A 13190-nucleotide genomic window follows, 5' to 3' on the forward strand; every position below is an offset into this window, starting at 1 on the left:
ACGAAGTGCGCGCCATGCGGGTCCTGCTGGTGGACGACAACGAAATGGGATCGGAACTGCTAGCCGAGTTCCTCGCGCTTTCCAACCTGGAAACGCGGTGCGCCGCCACCGGGGCCGAAGCCCTGGAGCTGGTCAACACGTTCACGCCGGATGCCGTGCTGCTGGACATCCTGCTGCCCGACATGGACGGCTACGAGCTGGCCAAGCGCCTGCGCGAACGCGCCAACCCGCCTCGCATCTATGCGCTGAGCGGCCTGGCACGGCACGAACGACGCGATGCCATCAACGGCATCTTCACCGGATGGATCGAAAAGCCCGCGGACCCCGACGCGCTCCTGGCCATTCTGCACGAGGCCAATTGACGGTTCTTTCATGATTCATTCCAACACCCTTGGCCTGCTGGCCGTGAAGGGCGTGCAGCTCAAGGTGCTTAGCCAGATCTTTCCCGTGCTGCGCCACGAAGTCCTGGGCCCGCTGTCCAGCGCGTCGCTCGCTGCCGCCATGCTGCGCCAGGCGCCTGAAGGCGCCACCGGCGAAGCCATCCAGCAGCGCTGCGAGCGGCTTGCCGGCGATCTTTCCGACATGCTCGACGAAAGCGTAGGCATGGTGCGCGAGCTGGATGGCTGGCTGAGCGACGGCGGCGCGATGACTTCCAGCGGCGACCTGCTGCACGACTGCCGCAAGCTGATGTTTTCGCACCTGCTGCTGTCGAGCCACGGCATCCGCTGGCCCGAGCAGGTGGCGCACGCCGACGTGCCCCTGTTCAGCACGCGATATCTGGTCCTGGCATGGCTGTTGTGCCTATTGCCGCTGGTGCCCGCGGATGCCCACCTCGAAATGGACGCGTCCGAGCCCGGCGTGTGGCGCGCTCGCGTGCCCGAGGGCGAGCCGGCCGCGGATCAGCCCGGGGCCTTCGATCCGCAAGAAGTCGAGTTGCTTGCAGCCGCTGCGGGCTGGCGCCTGGAGCATCAGGACCGTTGCTGGTCGCTGCATTTTCCGCGCTAACCCCGGCGCGGCCCCTGCCGCGCCAACCCGCCGCTGTCACTTTGCCGGTTCAACCGCCCCCACCCACCCTTCACGTCACGAGCCTCATGATTTCTCCCGTCCATCAGGTGCTGCGCGAAGGCACCCGCGAACGTCACGAAACGCTGGACCAAGGTCTGGCGCTTGCCGAAGATCACGTCGACCGCGGCCACTATCTGGCCTATCTGCGCGCGCTGCTGGGATGGCTGGAACCGTTGGAGCGACGGCTCTGGCAACTGGACTGGCCGGCATCCCTGCGTGCTGGCGAGCGGGCCGGCAAGACTGACTGGCTGCACGAAGACCTGAAAGCGGCGGGCGATGCCGCATCAATCGTTCATTGCGAACACTCGCCGCAGGTGGCGGCGGCGGACGCCTATGCACTGGGCGTCGCGTACGTTGTCGAGGGTTCGCAGTTGGGCGGCCGGTTCCTGGCCAAGCGTCTACAAGCGGTGGCGCCCGATCTGCCTCAGCGCTACTTGCACGGGTATGGCGAACAGGTGGGACCGTTGTGGAAGGAGTTTCTGCTGTACCTGGACAGCGAGGCTGGCGCGCTGGGCCGCGAGGAACAGGCGCTGCAAGGCGCCCGCGACGCCTTCGACAGCTTGACCGGCTGGCTGCGCAGTCAGGGCGCGCTGCGGGCCTGAACCCGGCAGCGCGCCGCACGGCGGATTACAGTTTCTCGGTTTCGCCCGACTTGGGCTGCCACTTCATCAGGCGCTTCTCGCCGACCCCGACGATCGTGTCCAGGATCAACGCAAAGGCCGTCAGCACGATGATGCCGGCAAACACGGTGTTCACGTCGAACGTGCCTTCGGCCTGCAGGATCAGGTAGCCGACACCGCTTGCCGAGCCCAGATATTCGCCGACGACCGCGCCCACGAACGCCAGACCCACCGAGGTGTGCAGGCTGGAAAACACCCAGCTTGTCGCCGACGGCAGGTACACATGACGCAGCAACTGGCGCTTGCGTGCGCCCAGCATGCGGGCATTGTCCAGCAAGGTGGGGCTGACTTCTCGCACGCCCTGGTAGACGTTGAAGAACACGATGAAGAACACCAGCGTCACGGCCAGCGCCACCTTGGACCAGATGCCCAGACCGAACCACATGCCGAAAATAGGCGCCAGGATGACGCGCGGCATTGAATTCGCCGCCTTGATGTAGGGATCCAGGATTGCGCTGGCGCGCGGCGACAGCCCCAGCCACAAGCCGAAGGCCAGACCCGCGATCGTGCCGATGAAAAACGCCAGCACGGTTTCGGTCAGCGTCACGGCCAAGTGGTTGTAGATGTCGGCGTTGGTGACGAACCACGCCCAGATGCGCCCCCACACCTTCAGCGGTTCGCCGAAGAAGAAGGCAACCTTCGGATCGCGCGACGCAAAATGCCAGACGGCCAGGATGATGACGAGAAGCAGCAATTGCCAGATGCGCAGGCTGCCGGAACCGGATTTGTTCAGTTTGGCCATGGCTCAGGCTCGCTTCTGTTGGGCATAGCCCTTGAGCACTTCCTCGCGCAGCACACCCCAGATGGCGGCGTGCAGTTCGACGAAACGCGGGTCGATGCGCACTTCGGCCACGTCGCGCGGACGTGGCAGATCGATGGCAAATTCTCCGATGGGATGGGTGCCAGGACCGGCGGACAGCACGATCACGCGGTCGCTCATGGCGATGGCTTCGTCCAGGTCATGGGTGATGAACAGCACCGCCTTGCGCTTGGCCATCCACAGGTCCAGGACCTCGTTCTCCATGAGCTGGCGCGTCTGGATGTCCAGCGCCGAGAACGGTTCGTCCATGAGGATGATGTCGGGGTCGCGGATCAGCGTCTGCGCCAGCATGGCGCGCTTGCGCATGCCGCCCGACATCTGGTGCGGATAGCGGCCCTCGAAACCGCCCAGGCCGACGCGGCGCATCCATTCACGTCCGCGGTCCAACGCCTCGGCGCGGGGCACGTTGGCGAATTCCAGGCCGGCGATGACGTTGTCGAGGGCGCTGCGCCAGGGCAAGAGCGCCTCGCCCTGGAACATGTAGCCCGCACGTTCGTTGATGCCAACCAGCGGCTGGCCAAAGACCTTCACCTGCCCCGACGACGGCGCCAACAGGCCGGCGCTGACGTTGAGCAACGTGGACTTGCCGCAACCGGTCGGGCCCACCACGGACACGAACTCGCCTGGCGCGATGGCCAGGGTCGTGTCGCTGACCGCGGTGTAGCGCTGCGACCGGTCGTCACGCGAGACAAAGGTGCAACTTATGTTTTCCAGCGACAGTGCGGCTTCAGCCATTGGCATACTTCTCGTTGGCGCGGCGCGCGAAATCGTTGGTCCACACCTTCGACGGATCGACCTTCGAGCCGTTGAAGTCAGCCTGGTAGGCGGCCAGCGCCTTGAGCGCGGTGGCCGCGCCGTCTTCGGGGATCATGCCGTCGGGCGACAGGCCTTCCATGCTCTTGCCGAGCGCGGCCTTGTAGATGGCCGGGTCGCCCAGCAGGTAGGTTTCGGGCACGACCTTGGCAATTTCCTCGGGGCCGGCCTTCTGAATCCACTTGTCGGCGCGCACGATTGCGTTGGTCAGCGCCTGGACGGTGTTGGGATTGGCGTCGATGAACGTCTGCGGCGCATACAGGCAGCCGGCGGGCATGTTGCCGCCGAAGATTTCCTGCGTGTCCTTGAGCGTGCGCGTGTCGACGATGATCTGGATGTCGCCGGGCAGTTCCAGCATCGAGACCACCGGGTCCGTGTTGGAGATGGCGTCGATCTGGCCGCTGCGCACGGCAGTCACCGCGCCCGCGCCGGCGCCCACGCCGATGAAGGACACGTCGGAGGCCTTCAGGCCATGCTTGGCGAGGAAGAAGCTGACGACCATGTTGGTGGACGAGCCCGGCGCGGTCACGCCGATCTTCTTGCCCTTCAGGTCGGCAGGGCCCTTGTAGCCCGGAATATTCTTCTTGGAGACGCCCACGCCGATCATCGGCGCGCGTCCTTGCAGCACGAAGGCGCGATAGGCCTGACCCTTCGAGTGCATGGACAGCGTGTGCTCGAAGGCGCCCGAGACCACGTCGGCGCTGCCGCCCACCACGGCCTGCAGGGCCTTGGAGCCGCCGGCAAAGTCCGCGATGCTGACGTCCAGCCCTTCGTCCTTGAAGTAACCGCGCACCTCGGCGATCGTCAGCGGGAGGTAATAGATCAGCGGCTTGCCGCCGACTGCGATCTGGACCTTGGTCTTTTCAAGCTTCTGCGCGCGCACGATGGCAGGGGCCATGCTCATGACGCCGGCAGCGCCGGCAATCTTGAGCAGTTCACGGCGGGTGACTGTCATTGCTTTGTCTCCTGGTTGTCGGATATTCCGATAGCGCCGGTCTTCGCCAGCTCGTCGATAGCCGCTGAATCATACCCCAGCGATTTCAGGACTTCCTCGGTATGTTCCCCTAATTCCGGGCCCACCCAGCGCGTCTGGCCGGGCGTCTCCGAGAGTTTGGGCACCACGCCGGGCAGCTTCACGGGACTGCCGTCGGCCAGGCGGTGCTGCTCGATCATGCGGCGCGCAAGGAACTGCGGATCGCTGAACATGTCGGCCACGCTATAGATCTTGCCGACCGGCACGTCGGCGCGTTTCAGGGCTTCAAGCGCCGCTTCGATGCCGCGTCCATCGCACCATTGCTGGATCGCGCCGTCGATCTCTTGGACGCGCCGCGCGCGGCCATCGTTGCGCACCAGGTCCGGATCCTCGGCCAGGTCGTCGCGGCCGATCGCCCGCATCAGGCGATGAAAGATCGCATCGCCATTGCCGGCGATGACGATGTTCTGGCCATCGCGCGTGGTGTAGGTGTTGGAGGGCACGATGCCGGGCAGCGCGCCGCCGGTGCGCTCGCGCACCACGCCGGCCACGTCATACTCGGGGACCAGGCTTTCCATCATGTTGAAGACGGCTTCGTAGAGCGCCACGTCAACCATCTGGCCCTGCCCTGCCTGGCATTCGTCGCCCGTCTTGCCGTTCCAGCGGCCGCCGGTGGCGTCGCGGTGGCGCAGCGCCATCATCGCGCCGATCACGCCATGCAGCGCCGCGATGGAATCGCCGATGGAGATGCCGACCCGCAGCGGCGGGCGGTCGGGGTGGCCCGACACGTAACGCAGCCCGCCCATGGATTCGCCGATGGCGCCAAAGCCGGGCTGATCCTTCATGGGTCCCGTCTGGCCGTAGCCGGATAGGCGAACCATGATGAGCGCGGGATTGATGGCTCGCAGCTGTTCGTAGCCGAGCCCCCACTTTTCGAGAACGCCCGGGCGGTAGTTCTCGACCACCACATCGGCGTCCAGCGCCAGCTTGCGGGCGATCTCTTGCGCGCGCGGGTCCTTCAGATTGAGCGCGATGGATTGCTTGTTGCGGGCCTGCACCGTCCACCACAGGGAATTGCCCTCGTGCAGATGGCGCCAACTGCGGATGGGATCGCCGCCGCCCGTGCCGTCCGGCCCGTGCGGGGTCTCCACCTTGATGACGTCGGCGCCGAATTCGCCGAAGATGCGCGCGGCGAATGGGCCGGCGATGAGCGTGCCGAGTTCCAGGACTTTCAGTCCGGTCAGCGCTGACATGGGTTGTCTTCCTCACATTGGTTGCCCGGCCGATGCGTTGCCGGCGGGCGTTCTGGTACCGCGAGCGTCAGGTGGTCTTGCGCTCCATCAGAGCCCAGGCGATGGTGCCGGCGTCGACGTATTCAAGCTCGCTGCCGGCGGGCACGCCACGCGCCAGACGCGTGACCCGCAGGCCGCGCTCGCCCAGGGCCTCGCCCAGAAAATGCGCGGTGGTCTCGCCTTCGGCGGTGAAGTTGGTGGCCAGGATGACTTCCTGCACCACTCCGTCGGTCGCGCGCTTGATCACGCGCTCGAAATCCAGTTCGCGCGGGCCGATGCCTTCCAGCGGCGCGACCCGGCCCATGAGCACGTAGTACAGGCCACGGTAGCCGTGGCTGGACTCGATCATGTTCTGGTCGGCCGGCGTTTCGACGATGCACAGCAGCGAGGGATCGCGCTTGGCATTGGAGCAGGTGGCGCAGACCTCGTCTTCGGAAAAGCTGTTGCAGCGCGCGCAGTGCTTCAGATCCCGCACCGCGCCGGCGAGCGCCCGCCCCAGCATGTCCGCGCCTTGCGGATCATGCTGCAACAGGTGATATGCCATGCGTCTGGCCGACCGCACGCCCACGCCGGGCAGGCGCCGCAGCGCTTCGATCAGCGAGACCAGCGGCTCGGGTTCAGGCAGTAAGGGATCCATTGCAGCCTACGGCAGCGGCAATCAGAACGGCAGCTTCATGCCCGGGGGCAGCGGCATGCCGGCGGTCACCGAGGCCATCTTTTCCTGGGACGTGGCTTCGGCCTTGCGCAGCGCGTCGTTGAACGCGGCGGCGACCAGGTCTTCCAGCATGTCCTTGTCGTCGGCCAGCAGCGACGGGTCGATTTCGACGCGCTTGACGTCGTGGCGGCAGGTCATGGTGACCTTCACCAGGCCGCCGCCCGAGGCGCCATCGACCTGGATGTCGGCCAGCGCGTCCTGCGCCTTCTTCATGTTTTCCTGCATCTGCTGCGCTTGGCGCATCAGGCCGGCGAGTTGTCCTTTCATCATGATGGGAGCTTCCTTGATCGAGGGGAATGAGGTTGGCCGCTGCGTCAGGCGGCGGCCGCTGAATCAACGTGGCGGATCGAGCCAGCGACGACATGGCCGCCGAAGTCCGCCAACAGCGCTTGTACAAAGGGATCGTCGGCCACGGCGTTTTCGGCCGCAAGCTGGCGCGCCGCGCTTTCGGCCTGGGCCACGGCAAACGCCGTGGCGTCGCCGGTGACGCCAACCTGCACGTCCAGCCGGATGCCCTGTCCGAAATGTTCGCACAGGACGGTCTGCAGCCTCACGCGGCTTTCGCTTTCGGCCAACGTCTTGACGGCCACGCGCAGGATGATGGCATCGCCCTGCACGCCGGCCCATTCGCTCTGGCGCGCCAGTTCCGAGGCCAGGCCCGTCACGGGCAGGCGCGCGGCCAGCTCGGGCCAGGACGCCGAGTCCATGTCCGTCAGGCGAGGCGCACGCGACTGACGCTTGCGCGCGGGCGCGGGGCCATCGCGGCGGGCGGCGGACGGAGCGGGTGCGGGCGACGGCGAGGGCGACGTGGCCAGGGTTTCGAAATCGTCGTCCGGATCGGACGTGAAGCCGCTGTCGGGGATGAATCCGCCTTCGGCTTCAAAGGGGATTTCTTCGTCGACCCAGGACGGCGGACCGTCAGCGTCTTCCAATGCCGGGGCGATCGCTGCGGCGGCCGGTGTCACGGCCAGGGCAGCGGAGCCCTGCGGTTTGGCGGACGGTGCGTGTGGCGTCGCGGCGTCGGGGGTCGATGCGGCGGGGGTCGCTGCAGTGGCGGTCGATGCGGCGGCCGTCGATGCAGTGGCGGTCGATGCGGCGGCCGTCGATGCAGTGGCGGTCGTCACAGCGTGTGGCGCCGCGTTGTTCGTCGGTGCATCGGACGTCGCTGCGCCCACGCCTGCATGCGCGGCGTCTGGCGGCAGGTCTTCCCAAGGCGGGACGCTGCTGCTGTCTGCGGATTGCGAGGCGGGCGCGGCAGGCGATTGCGACGGTGCGACGGCGGCGGGTTGCGCGGGCGCAGCGGAGGCGGCGGAAGATTCCGACGGAGCGCCAACGGTCGCGGACGCTGATGGGGACGTGGATGCTGATGCGGATGCCGGCGCCTCGTTGACCGAAGCACCGTCGGCAGCGGCGTCTCCCGCCGAAACATTGACGGCCTCGGCAGGGTTCACCGATGCGCCGGACGCTGGGGGAGCGACCACGGCGGTGTCCGGCGCGGACGCGGCAGGCTGTCCCGCGCCCGTAGGCGCTGCGGCCGCGGTCGCAGCGGCGGCTGGCGCGGCGATGGCGGCTGCGGGTTCCGCCGCCTGCCGCGCAGGCGCGGCGGGTGCTTCCAGCGCGGTCTGCGGGCCGGCATCGCCATTGAGCGCCAGCATGCGCAGGCACGCCATGATGAAGCCCGCGTATTCGTCGGGCGCCAGCGTCAGTTCGCCGCGGCTATGCACGGCGACGGAGTAGAACAGCTGCACGGCGTCCGGGTGGAGCGCCTGCGCCAGGCGGGCGATGTCGGCGGCCAGCGGATCTTCGGCGGCGGTGACGCCCGTCACGCGCTGCTCGATCGCCACGCGCGAGAGCAGCACGGCCAGGTCGGCCAGCGCACCGGCATACGACAGTCCGCGGATGGCGAGTTCGTCGGCCACGGCCAGCACGCCCTTCGCATCGCCCGAAGCCAGGGCATCGAGCAGGCGAACAAGGTGGCGTTGGTCGATGGTGCCGAGCATGCCGCGCACGGCATCCTCGGTGAGGTTGCCCGCGCTGTAGGCAATGGCTTGGTCGGTCAGCGACAAGGCGTCGCGCATCGAGCCCGACGCAGCCTGCCCGATCAAACGCAAGGCCGGAATTTCAAAGCCCACGTCTTCCTGGCCGAGCACGGCCTGCAGATGGCCCACGATGGAGTCGGCCGGCATCTGCTTCAGATTGAATTGCAGGCAGCGCGACAAAACCGTCACCGGTATCTTCTGCGGATCGGTGGTGGCCAGGATGAACTTGACGTGCGGCGGCGGCTCTTCCAGCGTCTTGAGCATCGCGTTGAACGCGTGCCCGGTCAGCATGTGGACTTCGTCGATCATGTAGACCTTGAAGCGTCCCGCGCCCGGCGCGTAGACCGCCTGCTCCAGGAGCTGCGTCATTTCCTCGACGCCACGGTTGGACGCGGCGTCCAGCTCAAGGTAGTCGACGAAGCGGCCCGAATCGATCTCGGTGCAGGCGCGGCAGACGCCACAGGGCTTGGAGGTGATGCCGGTTTCGCAATTGAGCGATTTGGCCAGGATGCGCGAGAGCGTGGTCTTGCCGACGCCTCGGGTGCCGGTGAACAGCCAGGCGTGATGCAGGCGTTGTGTGTCGAGCGCATGGGTAAGCGCGCGCACCACGTGATCCTGTCCCACCAGGGTATCGAACGATCGCGGCCGCCACTTGCGGGCCAATACCAGATAAGTCATGGCTGGATTGTAGAGCCTGATTGTTGAACCCGTTGATCGAGCGGGCTGGAATGCAAAGGGGACGGGCTTATTCCCGTGGAACGAATCCTTGGAAAATAACCCCGTCCCCTATGAAAGCAATGTAGCAAACGCTACTGCCTTGAAGAATCCGGTTGGCGAGCCTTACTCCGGCACTGACCCTAAACGACTATGGCTGCTTCGTTCCCGACCTGACCAGGTTCACCGTCGAACCATGCGAAGGGGCCCGCCAGCCGAGATTCTAGCAGAGCTGCGCTTCGCGCGCTCGCTAGCCTCTCGGCTGGCGGGCCCCTAGGGGCAATATGTGGGCCCCCTCCCCGGCCCTCCCCCCGAGGGGGAGGGGGTGGGGTCTCGCTTCGCTTGCCCCCTTCGGCTCGCTTCGCTTTGCCTTGGTGGGGTCTCGCTTCGCTTGCCCCCTTCGGCTCGCTTCGCTTTGCCTTGGTTGGGCGTCGCTGCGCTTGCCCCCCTTTGGCTCGCTGCGTTTGCTTGGCTTTGATTGCTAAAAAGTTGGGCTGCGAGGGCTTCGTTTGTCCCTTCTGTGCTCGGTTTGTTGGAGCTTGCGCGTTCGAGGCAGCTGTTTTATGCGGGCGTCGCTGCGCTTGGCCACTTTTTGCTCGCTTCGCTTTGGCTTGGGCCTTATTCCATCAAATCTATCCACGCCTTTGCGCGGGGGAAGTACAGGGCGGCGCGGGCGCTGCGGCCGTCTAGGGCGGTGACTTGGGTGCAGTAACGCTGTAACTGTTCGCCGTGGCGTTGGCGCATGCGGGTGGCGAAGGCGGGTGGTGATTCGCCAGGGTGGGGACGGCCTGTCTTGTAATCGACGATTAGCCAGCCGTCTTCGGTGCTTAGGGCCAGGTCGATGACTGACACTTTGCCTGCCGCGTCGATGAGGGGCCATTCTCGGCGGGCGCCGGATTGGGATAGGAGCCACAGGCCGCGATCGTCTGCGAGGGTGGCTTGCAGGGTTTCGAGGACGGCTTCGGCGGCTGCGTCGGCTTGGCTGGCGGGGATGCCTGCGCGCGTCAGTTGGCGGCGCATGGCGGGGAGGCGGGGAGCTAGCGCTTCGGGGGGCCACGCTTGTACGCCGTCCTGGCCGATGCGGGCCAGCCATGCGTGGGCCAAGGTGCCGATGGCGGCGTCGTAGCCGGCCTCTAGTTGCCAGGCGGGATGTTCGGCGGCTTCGCCCCATGCGCCGCGCGTTGCCGTGGCGAAGCCGGCGCTCATGGTGATGTTCGATTGGCCTTGCAGTTGGGTCAGGCCCGCGCCGTCGATGCGGCGCAGGGGTTCGCCTTGCCATTCGGGGGCGTCGCCCTCCTCCTCGACCGGCTCSCCGTTCAGCGATGGCGGAACGGGTGGGGTCAGGCAGGGCCACAGGCGGCCAAGCAGGCTGGCTGCGGGTGGGGTCTTGGGCTGGCCGGTGGCTTCGTCGATCGAGACGTGTCCCACCAGGTGCAGGCGCTTGCGGGCTCTTGTAGCCGCGACGTAGAGGAGGCGATCGATTTCGTAGGAGGCGCGGCGGGCTTCGCGGGCGCCGAGGTAGCGCGAGACGGGGTCTGCCTCGGTTTCGGCGCGGGGTTTGACCGGTCCGAAGAGGACACGGCCGCCGCTTTGTTCGAAGCGCACCAAAGGTGCCTGGTCGCCGCGGGGGGCGCGATGCAGGCCGTAGAGGATCACGGTTTCGAACTGCAGGCCCTTGGACTTGTGCATGGTCATGATCTCGACCGCGCCCTCGTCTTCGTCGGCGGCGTCGGGCGCCGCGAACAGGCGGGAGATGCCGGCGTCCAGCGCGGCCACGTCGATGTTGCCGTGCGGCGCCAGGCGCTCGACCAGTTGGAACAGGCTTTCCGCGTCGTTGGCAACGGACAGCCCGGCGTAGAGGCCCGATCCGCCCAGACGGCGCCACAGCGATTCCACCCATGCCGCGAACGGGATGGCGCCGGAGGCGTTGCGCTTGTCGAGCAAGATGGACGCCACTTGGCGCAGGCGCGCGAACTCGTCGGCGCTGAGCACCGTTTGCGCGGAGGGCGCTTCGGGTTCGGGCGCGGGTGCGTCGAAGAGCGACGCTTGCGGGCCCGCCGACGCAGCGGCGGTTGCCGTGGCGCTGGGCTGCGGGGCAATGCGCAAGGCGCGTTCTAGCAGCACGGGCACCGGCGTGATGTGATCGTCGCCGAAAAGGCGCTGAAGCGACGTGAGCGTCAGGCCGCAATACGGCGCGCGCAGTACCGACAGCCAGGCGAGACGGTCCGCCGGATGCGACAGGGCGCGCACAAGCTGGACCAGATCGGCCACAACGGGGCGCAGCGCCAGCGGCACCAGGTCGACTGCGCGGGACCGGATGCCTTCGTGTGCCAGCCGGCGTGTGAGGTTGCCGAGGTGGCTGCGGGCGCGCACGAGAATGGCGACGGGGTGCTTGGCTCCCTTGTGGTCGATGAGAGCCTGGCGCACCAGCTCCACCGCGATGTCCTCCGCCTGATCTTCGGCGGGCGGCGCGCCCTCGCGCGACCACGCCGGGTGAAAGCGCACGGCGGGGTCGGGCAAAGCGGGATGGAAGGCGGTGGATGGACTGTACGCAATGGCGCCTGCGGCGGCGTCGCTGCGTTGGGGCAGCAGGTCGACGAACGACTGGTTCACCCAGTCCACAATGCCGGCTTGCGATCGGAAATTGTCCGTGAGGTTCAGGAAATCTGGTTTGACCTCTCCCACGCCGACGTCGGCCACTTCCAGGAACAGGCCGACCTCTGCCTTGCGGAAGCGGTAGATCGATTGCATCGGGTCGCCCACCAGAAAAAGGCTGCGGCCGTCGCCAGACTGCCAGCCTGCGGTGAGCGTGCGCAGCAGATCCAGCTGCGTCTGGCTGGTGTCCTGGAATTCGTCGATGAGCAGATGGCGGATCGAGGCGTCCAGCTTGAGCAGCAGTTCGCCGGGATCGTCGGCGCTGCCCAATGCGGCGGCGGCGCGCTGGGCGATCTCGATGAAGTCCACCTCGCCCTTGTCGGCGAAGCGCAGGCGCAGCTGTGCCACGGCGAGCGCAAGCGTCATGAGCTGCGCGCCCAGCACTTCCCACTGCGCATCGGTGAAATGCGGCGCGGGGATATCGCGGACGGCATGCAGGCGGCGCACCCACGCGCCTTGCGCGTCGGCGCCTTCAAGCCAGGCGACGAAAGGTTCCTTGTGCGCGCATTTGGCCGGGAATCCCAGGTTCTTGTTGACGGTCTTGCGCAACGAGCCCGTGCCGGTCAGAAGCAGATGCGCCACGGCGCGCCAGGCGTCCAGCAATTCGGCGTCGGGCTGCAGTTCGTCGGTCCAGTCCAGCAACGCCACGAGCTTGTTTTCGTCTTCGCCGTCCTGCAGATGGGCGGCGGCCAGGCGCGCCGGACCGCACAACGATTCAGACCAGCCATAAGGCATGGCTGCGCACAACGCATCGAGGTCTTCGCCGATGGCCTCGGCCAACGTGGCTTCCATGGCCTGGCGGTCGGAACCGTGGCGCAAGAGCGGCAGCCATTGATCGCGCTGGCCCAGCATGTCGGCGATGGCGTCCTTGGCGGCCTGGACGTCGACGTCCAGGTGGCGCAGCAGGATGCGCACGGCCTCGTAGTCGTCGGCGAGGTCCAGCGTGGCGCGCGCCGCGGCCTCGTAGTGCGAGCGCGCATCGTCCGTGATGTCCGGCATGCCGCCCAGCTCGGACAGCCACGGCATGCTGCGCACCAGCCCCGCGCAGAACGAGTCGATGGTGCGAATGGCGAGACGCGCGGGATGCTCAAGCAGATGCCAGCCTTGTTCGGCATTGCGCGCGAGCGCCGCGCGGGCGAGATCCCAGCTGCGGCGTTCGTGGGCGGCTTCGGGCGGCGCGTCCAGGCCACGGCGCAGCTTGCTCAGCACGCGTGCGTGCATCTCGGAGGCGGCCTTGCGCGTGAAGGTGATGGCGACGATTTCCTCGGGCCGGTTCACCGTGGCAAGCAGGGCCAGGATGCGGTCGGTCAGGAGCTCGGTCTTACCCGACCCCGCAGGCGCCTGGACCAGAAAAGAACGCGCGGGATCGAGTGCCGCCGCGCGAGCGGCGTGGTCATGCGGAAGGCGATCTTGTTCGGCCATGG

11 protein-coding genes and 1 other RNA gene are annotated in these 13190 nt (G+C 67.0%); 3 read left to right on the forward strand and 9 right to left on the reverse strand.

Going from position 1 to position 13190, the window contains the following annotated elements; all coding sequences use genetic code 11:
- The first annotated feature begins 5 nt into the window (after window positions 1–5).
- From ASD71_RS24660 to ASD71_RS24670, 3 genes are all read left to right on the forward strand, one after another.
- Window positions 6–362, forward strand: coding sequence for a response regulator (locus tag ASD71_RS24660; RefSeq protein ID WP_234015920.1), 357 nt, complete (start codon window positions 6–8; stop codon window positions 360–362).
- Between the two features lie 10 nt (window positions 363–372).
- Window positions 373–1005: a hypothetical protein gene (locus ASD71_RS24665; RefSeq protein WP_056570770.1), complete on the forward strand. Its 633-nt coding sequence runs from the start codon at window positions 373–375 to the stop codon at window positions 1003–1005.
- A gap of 86 nt (window positions 1006–1091) precedes the next feature.
- The gene (locus tag ASD71_RS24670) at window positions 1092–1667 is read left to right on the forward strand and encodes a biliverdin-producing heme oxygenase (protein WP_056570772.1); all 576 of its coding nucleotides are present in this window, start codon (window positions 1092–1094) and stop codon (window positions 1665–1667) included.
- Between the two features lie 25 nt (window positions 1668–1692).
- Here ASD71_RS24670 and ASD71_RS24675 read toward each other — a convergent pair whose 3' ends face one another.
- From ASD71_RS24675 to ASD71_RS24710, 9 genes are all read right to left on the reverse strand, one after another.
- A complete protein-coding gene (locus tag ASD71_RS24675; RefSeq protein ID WP_056570775.1) occupies window positions 1693–2487 on the reverse strand; it encodes an ABC transporter permease in 795 nt (264 codons plus the stop codon).
- Window positions 2488–2490: 3 nt separating this feature from the next.
- Complete coding sequence (locus tag ASD71_RS24680; RefSeq protein WP_056570777.1) at window positions 2491–3300, reverse strand: ABC transporter ATP-binding protein; 810 nt, start codon at window positions 3298–3300, stop codon at window positions 2491–2493.
- Window positions 3293–4333, reverse strand: coding sequence for an ABC transporter substrate-binding protein (locus tag ASD71_RS24685; protein WP_056570782.1), 1041 nt, complete (start codon window positions 4331–4333; stop codon window positions 3293–3295). The genes ASD71_RS24680 and ASD71_RS24685 overlap by 8 nt, the downstream gene beginning before the upstream one ends.
- Window positions 4330–5604 (reverse strand): CaiB/BaiF CoA-transferase family protein, encoded by a 1275-nt coding sequence (locus ASD71_RS24690; RefSeq protein WP_056570784.1) that lies wholly within the window; start codon window positions 5602–5604, stop codon window positions 4330–4332. Before ASD71_RS24690 ends, ASD71_RS24685 begins: the two co-directional genes overlap by 4 nt.
- 67 nt (window positions 5605–5671) lie before the next feature.
- On the reverse strand, window positions 5672–6280 hold the full coding sequence (gene recR / locus ASD71_RS24695; RefSeq protein WP_056570786.1) for a recombination mediator RecR: 609 nt from the start codon (window positions 6278–6280) through the stop codon (window positions 5672–5674).
- A gap of 21 nt (window positions 6281–6301) precedes the next feature.
- On the reverse strand, window positions 6302–6628 hold the full coding sequence (locus ASD71_RS24700) for a YbaB/EbfC family nucleoid-associated protein (protein WP_056570788.1): 327 nt from the start codon (window positions 6626–6628) through the stop codon (window positions 6302–6304).
- Between the two features lie 44 nt (window positions 6629–6672).
- Complete coding sequence (gene dnaX, locus ASD71_RS24705) at window positions 6673–9075, reverse strand: DNA polymerase III subunit gamma/tau (protein ID WP_056570790.1); 2403 nt, start codon at window positions 9073–9075, stop codon at window positions 6673–6675.
- A gap of 151 nt (window positions 9076–9226) precedes the next feature.
- Window positions 9227–9324, reverse strand: an RNA gene (gene ffs, locus ASD71_RS27795) — signal recognition particle sRNA small type.
- A 405-nt stretch (window positions 9325–9729) separates the two neighbouring features.
- Window positions 9730–13188, reverse strand: coding sequence for an exodeoxyribonuclease V subunit beta (locus ASD71_RS24710; RefSeq protein ID WP_056570991.1), 3459 nt, complete (start codon window positions 13186–13188; stop codon window positions 9730–9732).
- Window positions 13189–13190 lie beyond the last annotated feature (2 nt).

The sequence above is a fragment of the Achromobacter sp. Root565 genome (genome assembly GCF_001427425.1).
GTDB classification, from domain to species: domain Bacteria; phylum Pseudomonadota; class Gammaproteobacteria; order Burkholderiales; family Burkholderiaceae_B; genus Achromobacter; species Achromobacter spanius_D.

What these genes read in the sequence shown, in the direction of transcription:
- ASD71_RS24670 (WP_056570772.1), top strand. Translation starts at nt 1,092, where the DNA reads ATGATTTCTCCCGTCCATCAGGTGCTGCGCGAAGGCACCCGCGAACGT.
- ASD71_RS24680 (WP_056570777.1), bottom strand. Translation starts at nt 3,300, where the DNA reads ATGGCTGAAGCCGCACTGTCGCTGGAAAACATAAGTTGCACCTTTGTC.
- ASD71_RS24675 (WP_056570775.1), bottom strand. Translation starts at nt 2,487, where the DNA reads ATGGCCAAACTGAACAAATCCGGTTCCGGCAGCCTGCGCATCTGGCAA.
- ASD71_RS24690 (WP_056570784.1), bottom strand. Translation starts at nt 5,604, where the DNA reads ATGTCAGCGCTGACCGGACTGAAAGTCCTGGAACTCGGCACGCTCATC.
- dnaX (WP_056570790.1), bottom strand. Translation starts at nt 9,075, where the DNA reads ATGACTTATCTGGTATTGGCCCGCAAGTGGCGGCCGCGATCGTTCGAT.
- ASD71_RS24665 (WP_056570770.1), top strand. Translation starts at nt 373, where the DNA reads ATGATTCATTCCAACACCCTTGGCCTGCTGGCCGTGAAGGGCGTGCAG.
- ASD71_RS24685 (WP_056570782.1), bottom strand. Translation starts at nt 4,333, where the DNA reads ATGACAGTCACCCGCCGTGAACTGCTCAAGATTGCCGGCGCTGCCGGC.
- ASD71_RS24700 (WP_056570788.1), bottom strand. Translation starts at nt 6,628, where the DNA reads ATGATGAAAGGACAACTCGCCGGCCTGATGCGCCAAGCGCAGCAGATG.
- recR (WP_056570786.1), bottom strand. Translation starts at nt 6,280, where the DNA reads ATGGATCCCTTACTGCCTGAACCCGAGCCGCTGGTCTCGCTGATCGAA.